Below are 22,866 nucleotides of genomic sequence, written 5' to 3'. Positions count from 1 at the left end.
CTTTCGGACACACCACGCGACTTTGCAGGAAACTTCCAGAAATCGAAGGGCCCGAGACTCGCTATACAATAGAATTCGAGTAACAATCGCACGGTGGACGTGTAGTCCCGGAAGGACTCGCCAGGGATGGGCACTACCGAGATTTCTCGGCAAGTTGGTGGGGTGGCGGCGCGTGGGGAGGATTTCCACGTTCGCGCCGGCTATCGGCATTCACGAATTGCAAAGCATCTGTGGAAGACGACGGCGCTTACGACGCTGGCGCTCGGCCTTTCGGGCATGACCGCCCACGGCGACCCGAACGGGCTGTGGCAGCCGCAGATTCGCGCCATCATCGGTGCCGACAACAATGGCGGCAACGCCGCGCTCGAAGGCTTCATCCCGCTCAAGCAGACGGCCGAATCGGTGCTGTTCCTGGATGTCCGGGCCAAGCATGATTTCAAGGACAGTTTCGGCCAGGATGTCGGCCTCGGCATTCGCCGCATCGTCAACCCCGACCTGATGATCGGCGGCTACGCCTATCTCAACGTCGAGAACTATAACTCCAGCCAGTTCACATCGGCCACGCTGGGCGCCGAGGCGATCACGCCGCATTTCGACGCGCATGTAAACGTCTATCTGCCGATCAAGGGCGACCACACCGATCACTCGTCGAGTTCGACCCTGTCGATGGTCGGCAACCAGCTGATGGAGCAGATTTCGGTCCTCGACCATCGCGACTACGCGGCATGGGGTATCGAAGGCGAGATCGGCGCCCAGGTGCCGATCAACCTGCCCGACAAGCATTCGCTGCGGCTCGACATCGGCGGCTACCATTTCGAGGACCCGCACGGCAACGACCACAGCGTCACCGGCGCCAAGGCCGGCTTCGAATACACGATCGGCGATGTCTTCGGCAGCGGCACCGAACTGGTGTTCGCCGGCGAGGTCCGCAATGACAATCGCGACGACACCCAGTTCGCCGGCAGCGTGCGGCTGAACATCCCGTTCAATCCCGGCCATGGCTCGGACAATGGGGCCGACAGCGGGCCGGAGCCGGTCTATCCGGTCAGCGAAGGCCTGCGCAAGCGCGTCAACGAGCGGGTGCGCGGCGATATCGGCGTCAGGATCCAGTCGCAGGAACTGAACGGCGGATCGACGACGCGCGTCGCCATCAACGCCGCGACCAACGCCGCCTTCGGAAAATTCTACTTTGCCGATGGCGGCTTGGCGGGCGCAGGCACCCAAGCCGATCCGACAACATTGGACGATGCCGTCACCAAGGCTGGCGGCGGCGGGTTTGTGGTAGCGCTCGGCGGCAACGGCAATCTGACGACCGACGGCGTGACGCTTGCCGACGGCCAGACCGTCATCGGCGGCGGCGAAAGCGTCACGGCAAAGCTTGTCGGCGGCGGCACCGGCACCTTCAACCTGGGCGGCAGCGACGGCACGATCCAGGGCACCAACGTCGCCAACCCGGTCATAACACTGGGCAACGGCAACACCTTGAACGGCATCACCATCACCGGCGGTGGCGATGGCATCTTCGGCGACAATGTTACCGGCGCCACGCTGACCAAAGTGACTGTCGACGGTGCGGGCGGCAATGGTGCCGAGTTCACCGGCAATTCGACCAACGTCACGGCATCCGATTTCACCGCGAAGAACAACGGTCTCGATGGCCTGCACATCGAAGGCGACGGCACCTACAATTTCACCGGCACGACGCTGCTGCAGGGCAATCTCGACGACGGGCTCGATATCACGGGCAAGGGCACCTATACATTCGCGACCGTCAATGCTCTCGACAACAACGATGCCGGCATAACCGTAAAGGGCACCGGCGGAAGCATCACAATCACCGGCGGCAAGGTATCGGGCAACAAAGCCCTGGGCGATGATGGCGTAAGCGTCTTCATCGACCCGATCACCGCCCATGTCGTGCTGGATTCGATCACTCAGACGGGCGGCACGTCGGGCGTCGTGCTCGAAAATGTTTCGGGCAGCTTCACCGTCAATGGCAAGACGACGATCTCGAACACGGCCGGACCGGCAATCGCCATCTCGGATTCGCCGGCGGCGATACGCTTCGGCGACGTCGCCATCTCGGCACCCGGCGGCGACGGCATGTCGTTTGCCGGCGCCAATGCGGCGGTGGTCGCCGGAAACATCGTCATTTCCGGGCTGGGAGTCGGCCAAGCCGGCCTCGACTTCTCCGGATCCAAGACCAATTTCACCGCGCAGTCGCTCAACATCACCGGCCCCGGCGCGGCCGGGTCGATCGGCATCGACCTTGCGTCGCCGAGTGCGGGCGGGGCAACGATCATCATCACCAATGGCGGCTCGATCGCCGGCGTCGACACCGGCGTGCGCTTCGGCATATCGGGGTCGCTGGCCAATTCGGCCAATGCCGAGTTCAGCTTCGGCGGCGGCTCCATCGCCGGTATCACCGCTTCGCTCGACGCGCGTGGTTTGAACCAGACGCTCGGCCACTATGTTTTCGGCTCGACGACGTTCAGTGGCGCGCAGCTGTTCGACGTGCAGAATGTGATCTTCGTCGGCGCCACCGCGACCGGCACGGGCAGCGGCTCGTCGCTGCTGGACCTGGCCTCGGTCGCGACAGCGGACGCCAACACCGACGCGGACGCGATCTTCGTGCTGGTCAATCGCGGGACGGCCATCGACGACGCCGATGGCTTCTCGCTGGGCGCCGGGCAGACACTGGCCTCTTTCGGCAACGGGCGGACCTTCTCGCTCGGCGGCCTCCCGGTCAATGTAACCGGCGACAATGTCACCCACACCGGTGCCATCGCGGAGGCCGGCGGCGCGGCGACGCTGACCAAGTCCGGCGCCGGCGATGTCGGCACGCTGGCCAACAACAGCTCGCTGCTGGACTTCAACGTCTCCGGCGGCAGCGCCAATGGCATCTACGGCAACGGCGTCAGCAATGTCACGATTTCAGGCGTGTCCGTTTCGGGGGCTGGTCTAAACGGCGTGCTGTTCGATGGCACCAACGGCGTCACTGCTGCCAATTTGAGCTCAAGCGGCAATACCGATGCGGGCCTGTCGATCCAGGGCGACGGCACATATGCATTCAACGGCACGACGATGCTGTCGGACAACGGCGACAACGGTCTGTTCATCGTCGGCGACGGGACATACGCATTCCAGACACTGAACGCGTCCGGCAATTCCGGCTTCGGCGTCAACGTCCTCTCCACCACCGGCACATTCAGCACCACCGACGGCACGATCTCCGGCAATGGCGCGGCCGGCGTCGTCTTGCTCGGCGCCAATATCGACGTGACGCTGGCCAGCTTGACGCAGGACGGCGGCGGGTTCGGCGCGATGTTTGCAGGCGTGTCGGGAAATTTCGCCGTTTCCGGCGCAACGACTGTCAGCAACACCATCCTCGGCGGCATCGGGATCTTCGACAGCACCGCCGATTTCACGTTCGGAGCCGTCGACATCTCGGACATCACCGCCCCGGGCGGCATCGGCATCGACGTCCAGAATTCCGGTGGCGCGGTCGCTTTCGGCGGGCCGGTGACCCTGACCCATGTCGACAGCGAGGGCATCCTCGCCATCGGCAACGCCGGCGCGATCACCTTCAGCGGCCCGGTCAGCATGACCGATCCCGGAGACGGTATCTGGCTGGAAGACAACACCGGCGCCGTTTCGTTCGGCGGCGCAGTCACCATCGACCAGCCGTTCGGAAACGGCATCGACGTCGTCGGCAGCAACGGCACTATCAGCTTCGGCGACATCGATATCACCGGCCTGTGCAACTGCTCCACCGCGCTCGACCTGTCGGGAAGCACCTCGACCTTCACCGCCGCCACGCTCGACGTCAGCGGTAGTTCCGGCGGCTCCTCGACCGGCATCGACCTGTCCGGCACCAATGGCGGCTCGGTGACCATCGGCAGCGGCGTCATCACCGGTGTCGACACCGGCGTCCAGTTGGGCACCAACGGCCTGGCCGGAACCACCGCCAACACGACGTTCTCGTTCGGCGCGGCCGGCGGCGCGTCGATATCGGGCGTCACGGCATCGCTCGACATGCGCGGCCTGTCGCCGGGCAGCGGCACCTACGCCTTCAACGACACGGTGCTGAACGGCCCGCAGCTGTTCGACATCGCCAATGTCATCTACGTCGGCGCCGCCAACACGGGCCTCGGCGATGGCTCCAGCGTCAACGACCTGATCAACGCCACCGCGGCGGACGCGCTGGCGGCCCCGGCCAACACCATCTTCGTTCTGGTCAACAACGGGGCCGGAAACATCGACACCGATGCCGACGGCTTTACGCTGGCCGACGGCCAATCGATCGTGTCCTTCGCCAATGGCGCTTCCGTGAGCCTTGGCTCGCCGCCCGCCAATGTCACCGGTGCGAATGTCATCAGCGGCACGCAGGTGCAGGACGACCCCTTCGGCAATGGCGGTGCGACGCTCAACAATGCGGCCGGCAATACCATCGACCTGGCCAACGGCAATGTCGTCGAGAATCTTGCCGTCGGCAGCTCCAACCGTGCGATCGACGGAGAGGGCAGCGATGGTGCAACGATCAACGGCGTGACGATCAGTGCCGCCAAGGTGGGTCTTATACTTGACGGCACGACCGGCATTGTCACGGTCGACAATCTGACCATCCAGAACCCGAGTCAAACCGGCATTGCGATTGTCGGTTCGAGCGCGACCCTCAATTTCACCGGCAACACCAGGATCACCAGCGCCGCCAATGTCGCGCTGTTCGCCAACGATTTCGACGGCACCGCCACCTTCGACGACCTCGATATCTCTGGCGTCGGCACAGGCATAGGCGTCGAAATCCTTGGTGGCTCAAGCGGAACCTTGACCTTCGGGGTCGCTAGTTCCATCGCCGACACGGGCGACCAGGCCTTCAGCATCAACAGCTCCACGCCCAACCTTACCTACAACGGCACCATCGACCAGACCAGCACAGCCAGCGCGGTGCGGATCTTCGGCATGATCGGCGGCACCGCCACGTTCGGCGGCAAGATCACCGCCACCGGTGCGGCCAATGCGATCAACCTGGGCGGCAATGCCGGCGGCACGATCAATTTCGCCGGCGGGGTGGCCATCACCATGGGAGTCACCGCCAACACGGCTGGTATCAATTTCGTCGGCACCAATGGCCACGTCACCTTCGGAACGACCACTGTGACGCTGGGCGCCGGCGCCAACCAGACCGGCATCGACTTCAGCGGGTCGTCCACGACCGCCGATTTCGGCCTGACCACGATCACCGGCACCGGCGACTTGACCTCACGCGGTATCGACCTGTCGTCGACCACAGGCAACAAGACCATCACCTTCCTGCAGGGCTCCAAGATCAACAATGTCGGCGTCGGCGTCGAACTGTCGTCGGGCGGCACCACCGCGACTACCGCCAACGCCACCTTCACGTTCGGCGACGGCGATTCGACCGACGGGCTGGAATCCTTCATCATCGCGGCATCCGGCGGCTACACCGTCAACACCGTCGGGCTCGACCCGACGAAGGGCAGCTACGATTTCGACGACGTGTTGTTCACCGGCAGCGCCAATCTGGCCACGGCTCTCGGTTCGGTCACCATGGTTTCGCAATCGGGCGGCTTCATCGCGGCCGGTACGACGGGCAATCTCAGCACGGGCGTCAACTCCATCTCGCTCGCCGCAGCCGATGCGCTGACCGGCGCGCAGAACTTCGTCTTCGTCGGCACGATCGATCTCGGCGCCACCGCTTTCACGCTCGACTCAGGACAGACCATTGCCGGCTTCGGAAACGGCAACGCCGTTTCGACAGGGACGATCCAGCCCGCCAATGTCCATGGCAATCTCGGCGCCACCGGCGGCAACATCACCGGCGACGAGGCCGTGGTCAGCGGCACGGCCAATTTGATGCAGCTGCTCGGCGACAATGCCGTGCGCAACACCGCCTTCGACTTCAGCGGCGCCACCGGCGCTGCCTTCCTCATCGACCAGGGCGCGGTCGGCTTCAGCAATGCCAGCGGCATCACCATCGAAGGCGTGACGATCAGCAACGTCGCGGCCGGCCAGACCGCGATCGAGGTTGCCGGGCTGAACACCAACCTGTCGGTCATCAACAACAATATCAACGTCGCCGGCACCCTGCTCGACGTGAATGCCGGCTCCGGCACCATCTCGGTCTCGCGCGGCTTCCTGCCCAACGCCGGACCGGCAGGCACGCTGACCGGCGGCGGCATCAATATCGCCAACCGCACCGGCGGCTCGGTGACCTTCACCGACCAGGTGACGATCGGCGGCACTGGCGTTTCGCTCACCAACAACACCGGCTCCACGGTCACTTTCGCGGATGTGGATATCACCACGAACGGTGCGACAGCATTCAGCGCCAGCGGCGGCGGCACGGTCAATGTCACGACCGGCACGATCAACGCCACCAACGCGCAGGCGGTGGCGCTCGACAGCATCGTGGCTGACATCAACTTCGCCTCGACCAGTGCGACATTCGCTTCCAGTAGCGGCGTCGACCTGCAGAACCTCAGCGGCACGGTCGCTCTCGGCACCGGCACGCTGACCAACAGCGGCTCGGGCACGTCGTTCAATGTCGGCTCGGCCACCAATGCGAGCGGCGGCAACGCGACCGTCACCTACGGCGGCATCATCGCGAGCAACGGCATCGGGGCCGCGGTTTCGATCCAGGAGCTGACCGGTGGCTCGGTGACCTTGTCGGGCAATCTGAGCGACAGCAACGCGGCGGGGGGCGGCAACATCGTCGTTGCCGGCAACAACTCGGCCACGATCACCTTCTCGGGCTCGACCAAGCAGATCAGCTCGGGCGCGACCGACGGAGTCAATATCGGCTGGCCTGGTGGTGTGGTCTCCGGCATACCGAACCCGAACCCGAACTCCACCATCAACTTCACCAATGGCGGCCTCGACATAACGACGACGACAGGCGGCATGGGTTTCGTCGCGTTTGGCGGTTTCGGTCCAGGCACCCTTACCGTCACCGGCAGCGGCAACAAGATCAACTCCGGCGGCGACGGGCTGCTGGTGGCCGGTACCAATGTCGGCGCCGGCGGCATCACCTTCGACAGTATTTCGGCGGTATCGACGATCAACGCCGCCGGCGTGTTGTTGTCAGGCCTCGACCTGGCCGCCGACATCAACATTGGCGGGCTGAGGGATACCGGCTACACCGGCGCCTTGTTGGCCGGCCTGACAGGCGCCGGTGTGGTCAATTTCACCGGCACGACCGATCTCGACGTCAGCTACAGAGGGTTCGATATCAGCGGCCAGCTTGGCACCATAAACATCGCCAACGTCGCCGGATCCACCCTGACCATCGACGGCGGGCAATTTGGCATTGCGCTGAACACGGAGGGCGGGACCATCAACGTTGGTGGCAATGGCGGTATCGCCAGCATCGGCGCGACGACAAGCACCACCGCTGCGGCCATCAGTACCTCGGGTGGCAATAGCCTTGCCTTTGCGACGCTGACCTACAACGGTTCGATCAATGTCGACACGGGCTCCGTGCTGTCAGCCGGTGGAGGCGACTGGACCCATGCCAACCTCAGCGGTTCGGTCACCTCGACTACGGCGTCGATGGCCTTCGGCTTCTTTGGCGCCGATGGCGTGTATGATATTTCCAGCACCATCGCTCATACCGGTGGCATCGGCATCGCGTTCAACGGAACGTCCGAGGGAACGGCCACCTTCTCCGGCACGTCGAAGACCTTCAATACCGGCGCCAACGACGCCATCGTCAGATCCGCCGGCATCGGCACGCTGGCTTTCACTAACGGCGGTCTCGGCATCACTACCGGCTTCGGCTATGGCATCAACGCCAGCACCACCGGCGCCGGCAGGTTCAGCGTCTCCGGCCTCAACAACACCATCACCACGACGACCGGAAGCGCGCTGAGGCTCGACGGCGCGACGGTGGGCACGGACGGCGTCAACTTCGCCTCGATCTCCGTCAATGGCGCGGGGACCGGCATTTTGCTCAACAATGTCAGCGGCGGCGCTGTCAACCTCGGCACGGTCAACCTGCAAGGGATAACCGCGACCGGCGTCGATATCACCGGCACGCTGGGTGCTGCGCTGTCGTTCAGCAATCTCGACATCGGCCTGAACAGCACCACGGGCGTCGCCTTCGACCTCAACGGCGCCGCCATCAACGCGCCGATCACGGCCGATGATTTCGATGTCACCAACCCGATAGGCGCCGGCACCTCGATCGGCGTCGACCTGCGCGGCGCCACCGGCGGCCAGATCGTGCGCCTCGGCGACACCGTTGTCGGCGGCGCCAGTTCGCGCATCACCGGCGTCAACACCGGCGTCTTCCTCGACAGCGCCACCAACCTCGCCTTCACCTACGGTGACGGCGAAACGGCGACGGACCAGAATTCGACCATCGGCGCCGCTATCGGCATCGACGCGTCCAGCGCGCCGACGCTGGGCACCTATAACTTCCAGGACGTCAACTTTGCCGCCAGCCCCGGCCTCGGCTTCGGCGTCGGCAAGATCTATTTCGTCGGCGCGAGCGCGACCGGCGACGGAACCGGCCGCGACCAGAACAATCTGGCGACGCTTTCCACGGCGGAAGCAGCGGCGGTAACGAGCGATGTCCTCGTCCTCGTCAACGACGGCGGGACCATCACAGCGGCCGGCAGCAATGCGAACGACACGCTGGTGCTGGCCACCGGCGAGCAGGTGCGCGGCTTCGGCAATGGCAACATCAACCTGGCGATGACGGTGCCATCCACCATCCAGCTTGCCAACAACAACATCTCGATCGTCGACGCCACGGCCGATGGTGCCGCCACGCTGACGACGAGTGCCGGCAGCAACGCCATCACGCTCGGCGCCAGCGGCAACTTCATCGACGGCTTCATCCTCGACGGCAGCCCGGCGGGTGCCGCACGCGGCATCAAGGACAATGGCTTCGGTGCGTCCGGCACCATCATCAGCCACATGACGATCCAGAATTTCGCCACCGCCGGCGTCGAGGTCACGCCGTCGACCAGCACGGGGATCGACAATGTGACGTTCTCCGGCAATGCCAGCGACGTCATCGTCAACGCGCTCAACACCACCATTAGCAACGTCAGCAGCACCGGCGCCACCGGGATTGCCTTCGATATCCGCAACGCAACCGGCACGACGACACTGGCCAACCTCAACGTCACCACGGCGGCGACCGGCACCGGCATCGTCTTCGGCGGTGGAACCGGGCCACAAGGCACGATCACTGGCACCAATGTCGATGTCACGGGCGGCGCCGGCGGTGGGATCACGGTTGCCGGCGGCAACGCCACCATCGGGTTCGATGCGGCAAGCTTTGTCGGCGTCCCCGGCACGTCGACCGGCACAGCGGTCACGATAACGGGCCGCAGTGGCGGCAGCTTCGGCTTTGCCGGGGCGGTCGTGGCGAATGGCACGGCGAGCGGCATCAGCGTTTCCGGCGCGACGGCGGCCAACACGGTCAGCTTCACCGGCGCGGTCGGTCTCGGCACGGTCTCGACGCTGACCGGCACCGCGGTCTCGATCAACAACAACGGTACGGCCTCGACTGTCAGCTTCGCCAACCTCGGTATCGTCACCAACGGCACCACCGGGTTCAGCGCCAGCGGCGGCGGCACCGTCAATGTCACCACCGGAACCGTGAGTTCCACGGCCGCACAGGCGGTCAACCTCAACGGTGTCGCCGCGGGCATCAATTTCACCGCGACCTCGTCGACCGGTGGCGCCAACAATGTCGGCCTCACCAATGTCACCGGCACGGTCGGCCTTGGCACCGGCGCGCTGAGCGGCGCGACGGGCACGTCGTTCAATGTCAGCGGCGGCAGCGCCACCGTCACCTATGCCGGCACGATCACCCAGGCCACCGCCAGCCAACGCATGATCGCGATCGCCAACACGACCGGCGGTGCGATCAATTTCACCACCGCCGTGGCGAACGGCCTCAACGACACCGCCGGCACTGGCATCCTGATCGACGGCGCGGCGGGCAGCGTCACCATCAACAATGCGAGCCTGACCGGAGCGCGCGGCATCACCATCCTCGGTGACGCTTTGAACAACGCGACCGGCACTTTCACCTTCAACAATGTCGCCATCCAGACCGCCGCCGGGGCTGCGAACCATGCCTTCGTCATCGACGGTGACCAAGGCCTGCCGCCCAACAACGATGTCAGCGCGGTCGTCAACCTGAGCAATGTCGACATCACCAACCCTGGCGGCAATGTCGTCAACATCCAGGGCATGAATGGCGGTTCGGTGACTTTCGACGCTGCCAGCACGATCACCCGGACCAACAATGGGCTGGGCATCCTCGCCACCAGCAACCTCAGCGGCACGATCACTTTCGGCGGCGCGACAAAGACGCTGACCACCGGCGGAAACAACGCCGTCAGTCTGACCAACAATGGCGGCACGGCGATCAACTTCACCAATGGCGGGCTGGCGATCAACACCACCAACGGCACCGGCTTCAACGCCACGAGTGGCGGGACGGTCTCCGTGACGGGCGCCGGCAATTCGATCAGCACGACGACGGGCGCCGCGCTAAATCTCGACACCGTCGTCGTCGCCGCCGGCGGCGTGAATTTCTCATCGACCAACAAGATACTGGCCGGCGGCACCAGCGCCGTCATCATGGACACAGTCACTGGCACCGGCACGGTCAGCCTCGGCACCGGCTCGCTCATCGGCGGCACCGGCGCCACGATCCGCATCGGCGACGGCGCCGGTGGCGTCAACAGCGGCGGCACGACGGGCTTCAGCTACGCCGGTACCATCACCAGCGGCACCGGCCGTGCGGTCGATATCCAGGACCGCGCCGCCGGCGCCGGCAACATCACGCTATCGGGCAATATCACGCACAATGTCAGCGGCCAGATCGGTATCGTGCTGGACGACAACGCCGCCGGAACGATCACCTTCTCGGGTACGTCGAAGTCAATCACTTCGACGACGAGCGCAGGCGTCACCCTGACCGACAACACCGGCGTGACGATCGACTTCACCAATGGCGGGCTGGTCATCGACACCACCAGCGGCATCGGCTTCAACGCCACCGGCGGCGGCACGGTGACGGTGCAAGGCACCGGCAACACGATCACGTCCACAACGGGCACGGCGCTCAATGTCGCCAACACGACGATCGGCGCGAGCGGGCTGACGTTCCAGAGCATCTCGGCGAATGGCGGCACCAACGGCATCGTGCTCAACACAACGGGTCTCGCCGCCGGCAATGGCGGGCTGACGGTCACCGGCACTGGCGTTACGGCAGGTTCCGGCGGCACAATCCAGAACACAGTGCAAGGCGCGCTGTTCACGTCGACGAAGAATCTGTCGCTTTCGAACATGAACTTCACCAATGCCAACAGCGGCAACGGCACGCTCAACAATGTCGACGGTCCGACATTCAACAGTGCGGCCCAGGCGGCGATCAACATGAGCGGCGTGGCGACGGCAGCGTTCGCCAATTTGAATTTGAACGGCGGCGTCCAGGTCGGCATCAACGGCCAGAACGTCTCGAACCTGACGATCGCCAACACCACTGTGACCGGCTTCGGCGATGCCGTCTTCGAAGGCGGCATGCGGTTCTATAATCTCACCGGCACGTCATCGATCACGAATTCCACATTCAGCTTCACCGCTGGCGCTGGCGGCGACAATCTGGTCGATATCCGCAACGATGCCGGGACAAGCCTGACGCTGAATATTGCCGGCAGCACGTTCAGCAACACAAAGCTTTCCGCAAACGGAGCGCAGGGTCTCAACTTTGAGGCCTTTGGCAGCGCCAACGCGACGCTCAACATCTCGAACAGCAATTTCGTCAGCCTCAAGACCTCCGGCGTCGAAGCTTTCGCCCGCGACACCTCGACGCTGAATGTCAACATCACCGACGGTGGCACGGCCAGCAACGGCAATACGTTCGATCCGCAAGGCGGCCTCGGCCGCGCCATCGGCCTCAACGCCGAGGACACCGCCCACCTGAATTTCAAGATACTCAACAACAAAAAAATCTATGGCAATGGCGGCCCGGTCATCAACGTCTTCGGCATCAACAATGCCGTCATCATGGGCCGCATCAACAACAATGCCGATATCCAGGGCGGCGGCGTCGGCTCGGCGGGCTCGCCGATCTACATCCATCCCGAAGACGCTTCGACCGGCGTTGTCGAAATCATCGGCAACACGATCACCAAGTCCGGCAACGATCCGGCGATCCTTGCCATAGCGCATGGCGACGGCGCCGGCCCGAGCGCCGACAACGGCTCGCTCGATCTGACGATCCGCAACAACAACATCACGCTTTCGGGCACCGGTTCGGCGGGCAACGGCGCAGTCGGCATCGACGTGCGTTCAGGAACTGCTAACGGCGAACTCTCATCCGTTTATCTGAACATCGCCAACAATGCAGTGACCCTGGCCCAGCCAGCCGACGACATTGCCTTCCTGACGCGCGAAGGCAGCAACACGTCGCATCTGTATTTCCAGAACTTTGCGGTCGGCGCGAACAATCAGGCGATTGCCACCTCCGTCTGGAATGCCGGCGGCAACACGCCGATAGGTTCGGTGTTCTCGTTCGACGCTGGCGGTGCGCTGGCTTACGCCGCGATCCCGGGTGGGCACAATGGTGGGCTTGTCCTTGTGCCGACTAACTAATTTCGATGGGGCATACTTACGAAGCGTTAGGTATATCCATCAGCAGTAGTGCGGCGTTAATTTTCTTGGAGATTTCTGTCGACTCACTAATGTAGCTTAAGGTCAGTACAAGTAGTTTTGGGAGAGGGCTTATGTCTGAACCGTTTTTGTCGGAAATCAGAATCATGTCGTTTGTGTTCGCGCCAAAAGGCTGGGCACTCTGCAACGGACAACTCCTGCCCATCAATCAGAACCAAGCGTTGTTTTCGCTGCTCGGCACTACCTTCGGCGGCGACGGCCGGGTGAATTTTGCGCTCCCCGACTATCGCGGACGCATGCCAATTCATGTCGGCGGCGGCCATACGCTGGGCGAACGCGGCGGCGAGCAGGCCCACACGCTGTCTATCGCGGAAATACCCATGCATATACACGGCGCCACCGCATCATCCGCCACCGGCGTGAGCAACCTTCCGGCTAACAACGTACTGGGCAACAGCACGCCGAACCTCCTTTATGGCCCGGTGCAAAACCTCGGTGCCATGGCTTCCGGCACCGTCACCGATATCGGCGGCAGTCAGGCGCATCTCAACATGCAGCCATTTCTGACGTTGAGCTTCTGCATTGCCCTGCAGGGCATTTTCCCGTCGCCGAATTGAGGAAACACGGTCATGGCACAGCCTTTTGTTGGTGAGGTCCGTATGTTTGCCGGCAATTTCGCACCGGCCGGCTGGATGTTTTGCGAAGGGCAGCTTCTGCCGATCTCCGAGAACGAGACGCTTTTCCAACTGATAGGCACCACCTATGGCGGGGATGGCGAGAGCACCTTCGCGCTGCCTGACCTGCGTGGCCGCCTTCCCATCCACCAGGGCAACGGGTTCATCCTGGCCGAGACGGGGGGCGTGGAGGAGCTCACGCTGACAATCCAGCAGATCCCGGCGCATACCCACGCCTTGCTAGCCTCAAACGACATCGCCAATCAGCCCAACCCCAGCCAAAGCGTCATCGGCAGGTCGGGTCAGGTCAACGCGTTCATCAACGGCGGTCCATCGGTGCCAATGAGCACCCAGTTTCTAGGCAGCCGCGGCGGCAGCCAGCCACACAGCAATTTCCAGCCCTATCTGTGCGTCGACTTCATCATCTCGCTGTTCGGCATATTCCCTTCGCCGACTTAAAGAGGACCGCCATGGCCGATCCGTTCGTTGCCGAAATCCGTATCTTTCCGTTCAATTTCGCACCCAAGGGCTGGGCTTGGTGCGACGGTCAATTGCTGCCGCTGTCGCAGAACACCGCACTTTTCTCGTTGCTCGGCACCACCTATGGCGGCAACGGCAAGTCCAACTTCGCCTTGCCCGATTTGCAAGGCCGCGCGCCGATGCACCCGGGGCAAGGGCCGGGCCTGTCGCTGCATGATCTCGGCGAAACCGGCGGTTCTGAAACCGTGCCTCTGCTGGAGTCCGAGATGCCGATGCATGCCCATTTCGTCCAGGCAGCTCCTTCGATCGTCAGCGGGGACAGCAACATCGCTCCCGGCAATGCGTTCGCCAAGTCGAGCCAGGGAAATGTATATGTCGCGCCAGGCAGCATGGTGTCGCTGTCGGACCAGACAATATCGCCTGCCGGCGGCGGCCTGCCGCACAACAATTTGCAGCCCTATCTCACCTGTTACTTCTGCATCGCGCTGCAAGGCGTTTTCCCACCAAGAGGCTGACACCGAGTCAACAGGGCAGGACCGATACAATGGCCAAGACAGCAGCACCAAAGTCCAAAGCGCCGACCTCCGCAGCCAAGAAGACGGCCGCGAGCGCCACGGCCACATCGCCGACAGCCCCCGTTTTCCAGAGCATGCCGGCCGGCGCGTCCTTCTTCGAATTGTCGCGGCTGATGGTCGTGGCGATCGATTCGGCGGCGGGGCGCTTGATCCAGAAGGCGCAGACCGCGCCCAACGGGTTGTGGCCCTCCGCCTGGTCGATCATCGCTCCCGGCGCCTGGGTGATCATGACCGCCGGCCTGACCAAGGACGGTCGGGTGGCGGTGGTCGCGCAGCCGTCGGGCACTACCAATCTGTCCTTCATCACCGAGGATGCCAACCAAGTCGGCCCGATCGACAAATGGAATGCGCCGATCGGCATCGGCACGCCGCCGGGCGCCACCAGCTATCAGAAGCTTTCGATGGCCAACGATGCCGACGGCCGCATCGAGGTCTTCCTGACCGACAATCAAGGCCGCATCTGGTGGATCTACCAGAATCCGGATCAGATCGTTCAGGTGCAGAAAACCATCACGCCGCCCGGCACAAAGACACCGATCGTCGTCACCGTCGATGTGCTCGCGCCGCCCGCTAAGCCGTGGAGCGACTGGATTCAGATTCCCGGCGGGTTGGTGGCAGTCACGGCGATACGCCAGGGTGGCGGCCGCATCGCGCTGTTCGGCATCAATTCGGGCCTGCATCTCTACCGTTGCCAGCAGGCGAAGGCTCAGGCGCTGAAAGCCGCCGACTGGACGGGATGGGTGCAGATCGACACGACCCAGACGGGTGGCTTCACCGAGATGGCGCCGGTGATCGGGCCGCTGGGCGCCACCAATCTGTTCGCCTTGACGCAGAGCGGGCAGGTCCTGCACACGCGCCAGCAGCCGGCGGGTTCGGATACATGGACGCAGTGGGCGGCGCCCGGCTACTCCAGCGAGCACAAATATTCGCTCGCCGCCGGCATCCAGGGCGACGGCGACATAGTGCTGGTCGCCTCCGATCAGCAGCGTGTCCAGTTCAACGCGCAATGGGATGCCACCACCCAGAACTGGTCGGGATGGCGCGACTTCAACGTCGGGCAAGCCTCGGCACGGCTCTCGCTCGCCTACAATGCCGACGGCCGGCTCGCTTTGTTCAGCCTGGTCCTCATGCAGGACGGCACCAATGGGCTGTGGACGCTCAACCAGATGGGCATCGACAGCTCCGAATGGGAGTGTGGCTGGACGACGCTTGCCGACAACAATCTCAAGCAGATTGTCGTGGTTCGCGGCCTGACGCCGCCGGTCTGACGGTTGATTTCCGGCAGCGTGACAGAAGCGAAGCAGGCACAGCCCCGTCCAGTCTGGCCCCGGTCTGATAAGGCCGGGCTCGGTTTCCGTGCGGCGGCAGCGGCCGACATGCCCTTTCTGTCGCGGCTCTACGCCTCGACGCGCATGGAAGAACTTGCCGTGACGTCCTGGACCGACGCGCAGAAGACGGCGTTCCTCGACATGCAGTTCCAGGCGCAGCACGCGCATTACCAAAAGCACTATCCCAAGGCCGACTGGCTGGTGGTGGAACGCGATAGCGAAGACATTGGCCGGCTTTATGTCGAGCGCTGGCCGAGCCAGCACCGCATCATCGACATTGCCTTCCTGCCGGATCATCGCCGCAAGGGCTACGGCAGGGCGCTGCTGCGCGACCTGATCGACGAGGCATGGTTAGCCGGCAAATCAGTTTCGATACACGTCGAGAAGCACAATCCGGCGAGGCGGCTCTATGTCGCACTCGGTTTCGCGGTTCTCGAGGACAAGGGCGTCTACGACCTGATGGCCTGTGCGCCGCCGGGGGGCTGGTATGTGACGGGCTGAAGGCATGCGGGGTTGCAGGATAAAAGGTTGGTTCTGCCGCGATCCTTTACACCCCCTCTGGCCTGCCGGCCATCTCCCCCGCAAGGGGGGAGATCGGCAGCTTCGGCGCCGAGTTCTTCCTGCTGCATTCGAGATTGGCGAAAGCGGCTGAGCGCTCAATCTCCCCCCTGTCCCGCCGACGTCAAAGTTCAGCGTCGCAGCGCAAGCGTCGCCTCAGAAAGCTAGCGACGCCTAATTGAACACCGCCTCATACAGCCGCCCCGCCGCATCGGCGGCGACTGGCACGATGAAGATCTCGTGGGTGCCGCTTGTGCCGGTGAAGAGATAAGTCGCCTGCGGCAGCGCGATTTCGCGCGGGCCCCTGAACAGCAGCGAGAAGCCGCCGCCCGGGCGCGGGCTGGCGGCGATGGGGTTGACCGCGCTCAGCTCGAGCGGGATCTGCTGGCCCCCGGCTTCGATGGTGAAGGTTTGTCCCTGTTCGAAATCCGATACCGACGCCATGCTAGCCTCAATTGTCCGCTGCCGGCGACCACTGTCACCGCTTCGCGGCAAGCTGTCCAGAGGACCCGCAGGCAGCCGGGCCCTGCCTCAAGACAATTCGCCACCGCAAACCCCAAAATACAGCGCCGCCTGTCCTTTTATGCGCGCAAGAGACGCTGTAGTACTTTGTTCGCGCGCGGGATTCTTTTCGATCCAAGATGAGCGCAAACAAGACCGGATCCCGGCTTCGGGACCTTTGGCGGCCGGATCGGCTTGCGGGAGACGGACAATGGCGGATGCAAAGACGGACTTAGCGGGCGATGCGATGCCGCTGTTCTATTCCAGGCCGGAGGCGCTCAACCCGGCGCGGCACGGCTCGCTTGGCCTGACCGCGCGCAGCGACTTCGGCTTCGCCCGCGCGGCGCACGCCATTCCGGTGGTGGCGTCGGAAATGCCGGCGGCGATGCGCTCCTACCCGATCGTCTTCATCGGTGCCGCCAAGGCGCCGGTGATCATCACCGGCGTGCGCCAGGACGAGAACCTGTTCGTCGACGCCGACGGCAAATGGACCGGGCCGCATTACATCCCCGCCTATGTCCGCCGCTATCCCTTCATCCTGGCCGAAGACCCGAAGGCGCCCGGCCGGTTGACGCTTTGCGTCGACCGGGCCAGCGAGCGCGTCGTCGACCAGCTGCTGGCGCCGTTCCGCGACGAGAAGATCGCGCCATTCTTCAGCGGCAGCGAGCCGACCGAGGCGACCAGGCAGGCACTCGCCTTCTGCAACCAGTTCCAGATCGATTTCAACGCCACCCGCGCGATGATCGAAAGGATCGACGCGCATGGCTTGTTCGCGCCCCGCCAGAGCAAGGTGACGCTGGAGGGGGGCGAGGTGCTCAACCTCACCGATTTCCAGGTGATCGACGAGCCGGCCTTCAACAAGCTGAGCGACGAGGCGTTTCTCGACCTGCGCAAATCCGGCGCGCTCGGCCTGCTCTACTGCCACCTCGCCTCTACCAACAGCTGGACCTCGCTGGTCCACCAGGCGTCATTGCGGAAGGCATGGCTGCCGGCGGGCTGATTTCTCGCTGACCTTCATGAGGTGAAGGACTTGAGGAGGCAGCTGCGGAAGCCGATCAAGCAGACACTCGACCGCAAAACATCAAGAACCCGGCAAGATTTTGCCGGCGTGAGGGCAGAGCCGTTGATGCCGATGTGACTTGCAGTCAGTCGCAGAGTATTTGTTTGGCAGTGACCAGCTTAGGATACAGTGATAGTTCCATCTTCAGGGCCACTTGCAATCGTTTCACCTGAGGATTTTTTCTTGATCTGAACATAATATTCTCCGGGCGAAGCGCCATATTCTGCTTTAACCATAAAGTTGATTTCTGTTGCATTCTCGACGGTTATATCGTCATTGCATAGATATTCGGTGCCTTCTAAAGTAGCAGCGTAAATAAATTTAATTACCAAGTCTTCTGCCTCTTTAAACCAACCTGGGGCCACCGTCACACCGACCGTAACCGGATCTTTGCCTCTTGCGGCATTCCCTTCAGGTGTAGCGACATGCACTATCTCTGCGTTTGCCATGGTCCATCTCCTTCGGCATTTCTCAATTAACGATCGGAAACGCTAGTCCAAATCGCCGCGCCCGCCGCGGTTCATGGCGCCACCGGACCGCCCCATCGCACCGCCGGATCGGCCCATTGCTCCACCCGATCGACCAAACGAACGCGGGTCCAGCTCGGCACTCAACAGGACATCCTCGAGCGTTCCGGTGTCGAGTTCCAGCCGCATTGTCAGGTCACTCTTGTCGTAGACCCAGACCAGCATTCCGCGCGCAAACGAGCCTATCTGTGATGATAATCCGGTATAGGCAGGGTCGCTTGGACCGCGGCTCATGACCTTGAGGTCGGTGTCCGCCGGGGCCGGATAATCAACCGCACTGCCAGGCCCATGAACGAGAAGTATGGTCGGTCGGGCCAGTTCGTAGAACTGTGCCTCGAAGGTGAACGCATATATCCTTGCAAGCAGGCTGCCGGAGGCGTCGATCTGGTTCTGCAAAAATCTGTTGTTGCCAGGCCTTGGAGGTCGTCCCCCATCGATCCTCTTCTTAAGCTTCAAATCCTCAAGAACTCTGCCGAACAAATGTATGGCGGAAGTATTTAGAATGGTTTCAGGTATCATGGATCACCCCATCTTCTGCGTGTCGATCAAAGCTCGGCGCCACTTCTGGACATCCAATATTTCTCGAAATAGCTCATGTTCGGCAGACGCGCCTGGTCCAGTGGGCGAGCGATTCGGCCTTCATGAACATGGCTCTTTCGGTTTGGCTTCGTCAGGCGGGGCCCGGCACGGTAGCGAAAAATCCCTCTCCGGTCGAAATCCCGGAAGATGATCCTTGATAGTTCTCCTCCGGTCACACTGTCGTCGACCGCGAGCATCGATCTCGCCACGTCACCGTAGTCCAGGAAATCCGGGGTGAGAGCCCACAGCGTCTCGGCGAGATAGGTACCCACGATATCCCGCGCGTCGAGCAGCGCTTCGACAAACCCTTCTGGATTGCGGGCGAAATCGCGGTCAAAGACTTCCTGGTGCGGCAGCTCGGCAGCTGGGTCGATCTCGGCGAGGTCGGCAAGATTTTCGGCCTCCGGCGAGATCAGTCCTCGAGCCACCAAGCTCTCGTGAAAGACATCGATCAGAATGTCGAAGATGGCGCCCGTGAGAGGTTGTGACAGTGCATGCTCGTCGGTCCAGCCCTCCGCAAAATCGGCCATCGTCAGTTTGTTGTTGGCCTCGCGTATCTGGCGGTGCGGCGAGAATTCCGAGAAGCGAGAGAGTTGGTTGGCGATGTAGAGATTCCCACGCGTCACCGTCAGAACATTTTCGATCACGGAGGGAAAATGCATGGCCGCGATCAACGAAACGCAGTCGGAAAAGGCCTCCTGAAAACCCAGATATTCGGGGAACTCGGCTCCCGGGTTCGGTATGCCGAGGACGCCATAGACGAACGCATGGCCAACCTCGTGCGCGATAACATCGAAGTCGACGCTGAAGGGGAGTGCGCGCCCGTCTTTCGCGAATTGGCTGCCGAGCTCGAGGAAGCCATAGCCGTATTGGGCGTTATCCCAACCCGGCAGAATCGAGATTTCCAAACGGTCGTAGTGATCGCGGAAATGCCAGATGAGCGGTTGGCCGATGTAACGCTCCCAAACGTCGAGCGTGAAGCGCACGCAACCGAACGCGTGCGCTGCTTCGAAGCCTGGCGTCGAGGGCTGATAGTGATCGAAATTGCCTTCCTCGTCGGGAACGGCCGGATCGAGGATCGCTCGCGTCCAGGGCGGCAGGGAGATGAAGGGCGTGCCCAACGGGCCGTGATTGACGCCATAGGGCCGCGTCTTGTCGACCGGCTCGACGACATACATACGATCGTCGGACGGGCCAGGTCCGACGCTGCCTGCCGGGGAAGAAACCGTAATGATCTCAGGGCTTGACATAGGGTCTTCAAACGGAGGCTGAACGAACAGCCTGAACCGGGTACCCATTCCCCACCTCTCGGTTATATTAGTAACATAACATCATATCTATAGGATGGCGAGGGCGTTGGTTTGTCCGGTAAATCTTCCTGAAGCCCGGTTCTTGATTGTCGGCAATAAAATTGCCTCAAGAACAATGCGTATCGCTACTGCAGGAGCTGGAGCAACTTCTGGTAGCGAGGATGGCTGCGAACAGCGGCGAAATCGGAATCGTTCTTGAACCAGAGTCTCATCTCGGCGCCAGCCTGCGGCAGCCACGCTTCCAAAAGGTCGATCGAGCGTTCGAACTCCCCCAGCAACGCATAGGTACAAGCGGCGTTGTATTGGACGTTGATATCGCTTGGGTCGATCGCCAGAGACCGGTCAAGCCACTTCGCTGCCCTATCGCGTTCACCAAGGAAGGCCAGCACGATCGCCCCCAGGCAGGCACAATTGGCGTTCTCCGGATGCAGACGGAGTTCCTCTTCAGCTCTCTCCAATGCGATCCGCGCATAAAGCTCCGCGTCGTTCTGTTGGCCGAGAGTGCGGAAGACGTTCACCAGCATGACCGGTGCGCCGTAGTCGGTCGGTTTGATCTCCATCGCGCGCATGAAATACGTCGCGGCGAGTTCGAACTGGCCGCCGGTTACACAGAACTCGGCATAGTAGCGGTTGGCCTCGTGGCAATTGGGGTCGAGCGCGAGAGCCTGTTCAAACGCCACCGCGGCCTCGGAACGGCGATCGGCGAGAGATAGGGCAAAGCCCCTGGCTGAATGCGCCTCGGCCAAATTCGCGTCCAGAGCCAGGGCCTGATCGGCGGTCGCGAGAATGTCGTCCACCTGGATCGGTGAGCCGTAGATCGACTGAAGGCGTACGTCGCAGACCGCCAAGCCTGCATAGGCGCGTGCATATCCCGGATCGAGCTCGATGGCCCTGATATAACTTTGTCTGGCCATCAGGTGGTTCGCTCTGGTCGCGATGTGGCTGTAATCGCGCCCTCGAAGATAATGCGTATAGGCTTCCACATCGTCCGTCGGCGCCTGCTCAATCGCCTTCTTCTCCTCGGGCAGGAGCCTGACCCTGAGCTGCGCCACGACCGCCTTGGCGATTTCGTCCTGCACGGCGAAGATGTCGGTGAGGTCGCGGTCGTAGCGGGCAGCCCAGACGTGTCCGTCCGTGGCGCCTTCGATCAGCTCGGCATTGATCCTGACCCGGTTTCCCGCCTTGCGGACGCTGCCCTCGACAATGTAGCCGACGCCAAGCTCCCTGGCGATGCGTTCCATCTTGTCGGTCCTGCCCTTGAAGGCGAAGACCGTATTGCGGCTGAGCACGAACAGGCCGGAGACGTTCGAGAGGTCGGTTATGATATCTTCCGTGATGCCGTCGCTGAAATACTGCTGGTCGGGATCATTGCTCAGATTGGCGAAGGGTAGGATCGCCACCGACGGCTTGTCGGACCGCACTAGCGTCTGGACGCTCCCGGCCGCAATATGCGTCTCGACATGCGGGACGCCCTGGTCCCAGTTGGCGAAATAGACGTGCACCGGCTGCGCAATGTTCTTGACGGTCCTGGCGCCCTGATCGGCGAAGTCGACGCCCAGCTTGTTGCCGACCTCATGGCGCACCGCTTCCGAGCAGGCGATGCCGCCGGGGATCGCGAGGCCCTGCAGCCGCACCGCAAGATTGACGCCGTCGCCATGGAAATCATCACCGTCGACGATGATGTCGCCAAGGTTGATGCCCATGCGAAACTTGAAATGCCGGTCCTCGGGGATGCCGGCATTCCGCTCGGACATGCCGCGTTGGATCTCGACCGCGCAGCGCGCCGCATTGATGACGCTGCCGAACTCCACCAGGAAGCCGTCACCCATCACCTTAAAGATGCGCCCACCGTGCTTGGTGACGGTCGGATCGAAGAACTCCCGTCGATGCTGCCGAAGGAGATTGAGCGTGTGCTCTTCGTCGACCTCCATAAGACGGCTATAGCCGACCACGTCTGCCGCCAGGATCGCCGCCAGCCGACGCTCAACATGCTCCTCTGACATGTCGCCTCCTGAAATCGCAGACAATGGTTCTGCCTGATTTAGTTCTATCTGATTTACCTGGTCGGCGCCAACGCCGCTGGAATGGTCGCTCATGCCGGTCCTGATACGGCTGCCAAACCAGGCGGCGCAGCACTAGTCGCAGCCTAAGCGATCCGGCCGTGCGGTCGACGTCGTACACGGGAATAGGAATCGGCACCGAGGCGACCAGGCAGGCGCTCGCCTCTGCAACCAGTTTCAGATCGATTTCAATGCCACGAGATCGATGATCGAAAGGATCGACGCGCATGGCCTGTTTTCGCCACGCCAGAGCAAAGTGACGCTGGAAGTGGCGAAGTGCTCAACCTCCCCGATTTCCAGGCTCACCGATTTCCAGGTGATCGACGAGCCGGCCTTCAACAAACTCAGCGACGAGGCGCCCGCTCGAAAAGCTTGCGCCGATTGGCACGACCTTTCATGAAATCCAGGCCCAGGCGGGCTAGGCTGCCGCCCTCCTGTCGTGCCGCCCTTCCCTGATTTCCTCGGCGAGCTTGCCGCAGAACGCGTCGAGATCGCCTGGGTTGCGGCTGGTGACAAGACCCTGGTCGGTGACCACCGCGCTGTCTTCCCAG

14 protein-coding genes and 1 pseudogene are annotated in these 22,866 nt (G+C 62.7%); 8 read left to right on the top strand and 7 right to left on the bottom strand.

Annotated elements, in window-relative coordinates; translation table 11 throughout:
- The first annotated feature begins 126 nt into the window (after positions 1–126).
- The 4 genes from NKJ06_RS20210 (at position 127) to NKJ06_RS20195 (ending at position 14,332) form a co-directional block, all read left to right on the top strand.
- Complete coding sequence (locus NKJ06_RS20210; RefSeq protein WP_352810463.1) at positions 127–12,645, top strand: inverse autotransporter beta domain-containing protein; 12,519 nt, start codon at positions 127–129, stop codon at positions 12,643–12,645.
- 131 nt (positions 12,646–12,776) lie between these two features.
- A complete protein-coding gene (locus tag NKJ06_RS20205; RefSeq protein ID WP_352632108.1) occupies positions 12,777–13,280 on the top strand; it encodes a phage tail protein in 504 nt (167 codons plus the stop codon).
- 12 nt (positions 13,281–13,292) lie between these two features.
- On the top strand, positions 13,293–13,796 hold the full coding sequence (locus NKJ06_RS20200; RefSeq protein ID WP_502905640.1) for a phage tail protein: 504 nt from the start codon (positions 13,293–13,295) through the stop codon (positions 13,794–13,796).
- 11 nt (positions 13,797–13,807) lie between these two features.
- Positions 13,808–14,332, top strand: a complete 525-nt coding sequence (locus NKJ06_RS20195; RefSeq protein WP_352632112.1) for a phage tail protein — start codon at positions 13,808–13,810, stop codon at positions 14,330–14,332.
- Positions 14,333–14,339: 7 nt separating this feature from the next.
- Here NKJ06_RS20195 and NKJ06_RS20190 read toward each other — a convergent pair whose 3' ends face one another.
- Positions 14,340–14,621: a hypothetical protein gene (locus NKJ06_RS20190; protein ID WP_352810462.1), complete on the bottom strand. Its 282-nt coding sequence runs from the start codon at positions 14,619–14,621 to the stop codon at positions 14,340–14,342.
- Here NKJ06_RS20190 and NKJ06_RS20185 point away from each other — a divergent pair.
- Together NKJ06_RS20185 and NKJ06_RS20180 are read left to right on the top strand one after the other, a co-directional pair.
- Entirely contained in the window at positions 14,620–15,660 is a 1,041-nt protein-coding gene (locus tag NKJ06_RS20185) for a DUF8189 domain-containing protein (protein ID WP_352810461.1), read from the top strand. The genes NKJ06_RS20190 and NKJ06_RS20185 overlap by 2 nt on opposite strands.
- Before the next feature lie 18 nt (positions 15,661–15,678).
- Positions 15,679–16,221, top strand: coding sequence for a GNAT family N-acetyltransferase (locus NKJ06_RS20180; RefSeq protein ID WP_352810460.1), 543 nt, complete (start codon positions 15,679–15,681; stop codon positions 16,219–16,221).
- 231 nt (positions 16,222–16,452) lie between these two features.
- Here the strand turns inward: NKJ06_RS20180 and NKJ06_RS20175 are convergent, their stop codons facing one another.
- Positions 16,453–16,722: a DUF6916 family protein gene (locus tag NKJ06_RS20175; protein ID WP_352632118.1), complete on the bottom strand. Its 270-nt coding sequence runs from the start codon at positions 16,720–16,722 to the stop codon at positions 16,453–16,455.
- A gap of 268 nt (positions 16,723–16,990) precedes the next feature.
- Between NKJ06_RS20175 and NKJ06_RS20170 the strand changes: the two genes are divergently transcribed.
- The gene (locus tag NKJ06_RS20170) at positions 16,991–17,779 is read left to right on the top strand and encodes a SapC family protein (RefSeq protein ID WP_352810459.1); all 789 of its coding nucleotides are present in this window, start codon (positions 16,991–16,993) and stop codon (positions 17,777–17,779) included.
- 179 nt (positions 17,780–17,958) lie between these two features.
- Here the strand turns inward: NKJ06_RS20170 and NKJ06_RS20165 are convergent, their stop codons facing one another.
- From NKJ06_RS20165 to NKJ06_RS20150, 4 genes are all read right to left on the bottom strand, one after another.
- Entirely contained in the window at positions 17,959–18,288 is a 330-nt protein-coding gene (locus NKJ06_RS20165) for a hypothetical protein (RefSeq protein WP_352810457.1), read from the bottom strand.
- Between the two features lie 42 nt (positions 18,289–18,330).
- The gene (locus tag NKJ06_RS20160) at positions 18,331–18,885 is read right to left on the bottom strand and encodes a hypothetical protein (RefSeq protein WP_352810455.1); all 555 of its coding nucleotides are present in this window, start codon (positions 18,883–18,885) and stop codon (positions 18,331–18,333) included.
- 26 nt (positions 18,886–18,911) lie between these two features.
- Entirely contained in the window at positions 18,912–20,243 is a 1,332-nt protein-coding gene (locus NKJ06_RS20155; protein ID WP_352810454.1) for a gluzincin family metallopeptidase, read from the bottom strand.
- Positions 20,244–20,380: 137 nt separating this feature from the next.
- Positions 20,381–22,258 carry a TPR end-of-group domain-containing protein gene (locus NKJ06_RS20150; protein ID WP_352810453.1) on the bottom strand — a complete coding sequence of 626 codons (1,878 nt, stop codon included), beginning with the start codon at positions 22,256–22,258 and terminating at the stop codon, positions 20,381–20,383.
- A 262-nt stretch (positions 22,259–22,520) separates the two neighbouring features.
- Here NKJ06_RS20150 and NKJ06_RS20145 point away from each other — a divergent pair, with 262 nt between their 5' ends.
- A complete protein-coding gene (locus tag NKJ06_RS20145; RefSeq protein WP_352810452.1) occupies positions 22,521–22,715 on the top strand; it encodes a hypothetical protein in 195 nt (64 codons plus the stop codon).
- Positions 22,716–22,733: 18 nt separating this feature from the next.
- Here the strand turns inward: NKJ06_RS20145 and NKJ06_RS20140 are convergent.
- Positions 22,734–22,866, bottom strand: a pseudogene (locus NKJ06_RS20140) (protease); the annotation flags it as partial.

It is taken from the genome of Mesorhizobium sp. M0293 (assembly GCF_040321735.1).
Classification (GTDB): domain Bacteria; phylum Pseudomonadota; class Alphaproteobacteria; order Rhizobiales; family Rhizobiaceae; genus Mesorhizobium.
Note: the sequence above shows the minus strand (reverse complement) of the source record. Positions and strands in the feature narration are given on the sequence as shown.

Excerpts from the sequence above, each read along its gene's own strand:
- NKJ06_RS20200 (WP_502905640.1), top strand. The coding sequence starts at position 13,293 with ATGGCACAGCCTTTTGTTGGTGAGGTCCGTATGTTTGCCGGCAATTTC.
- NKJ06_RS20155 (WP_352810454.1), bottom strand. The coding sequence starts at position 20,243 with ATGGGTACCCGGTTCAGGCTGTTCGTTCAGCCTCCGTTTGAAGACCCT.
- NKJ06_RS20160 (WP_352810455.1), bottom strand. The coding sequence starts at position 18,885 with ATGATACCTGAAACCATTCTAAATACTTCCGCCATACATTTGTTCGGC.
- NKJ06_RS20145 (WP_352810452.1), top strand. The coding sequence starts at position 22,521 with ATGATCGAAAGGATCGACGCGCATGGCCTGTTTTCGCCACGCCAGAGC.
- NKJ06_RS20210 (WP_352810463.1), top strand. The coding sequence starts at position 127 with ATGGGCACTACCGAGATTTCTCGGCAAGTTGGTGGGGTGGCGGCGCGT.
- NKJ06_RS20195 (WP_352632112.1), top strand. The coding sequence starts at position 13,808 with ATGGCCGATCCGTTCGTTGCCGAAATCCGTATCTTTCCGTTCAATTTC.
- NKJ06_RS20175 (WP_352632118.1), bottom strand. The coding sequence starts at position 16,722 with ATGGCGTCGGTATCGGATTTCGAACAGGGACAAACCTTCACCATCGAA.
- NKJ06_RS20185 (WP_352810461.1), top strand. The coding sequence starts at position 14,620 with ATGACCGCCGGCCTGACCAAGGACGGTCGGGTGGCGGTGGTCGCGCAG.
- NKJ06_RS20190 (WP_352810462.1), bottom strand. The coding sequence starts at position 14,621 with ATGATCACCCAGGCGCCGGGAGCGATGATCGACCAGGCGGAGGGCCAC.
- NKJ06_RS20165 (WP_352810457.1), bottom strand. The coding sequence starts at position 18,288 with ATGGCAAACGCAGAGATAGTGCATGTCGCTACACCTGAAGGGAATGCC.
- NKJ06_RS20150 (WP_352810453.1), bottom strand. The coding sequence starts at position 22,258 with ATGTCAGAGGAGCATGTTGAGCGTCGGCTGGCGGCGATCCTGGCGGCA.
- NKJ06_RS20205 (WP_352632108.1), top strand. The coding sequence starts at position 12,777 with ATGTCTGAACCGTTTTTGTCGGAAATCAGAATCATGTCGTTTGTGTTC.
- NKJ06_RS20170 (WP_352810459.1), top strand. The coding sequence starts at position 16,991 with ATGGCGGATGCAAAGACGGACTTAGCGGGCGATGCGATGCCGCTGTTC.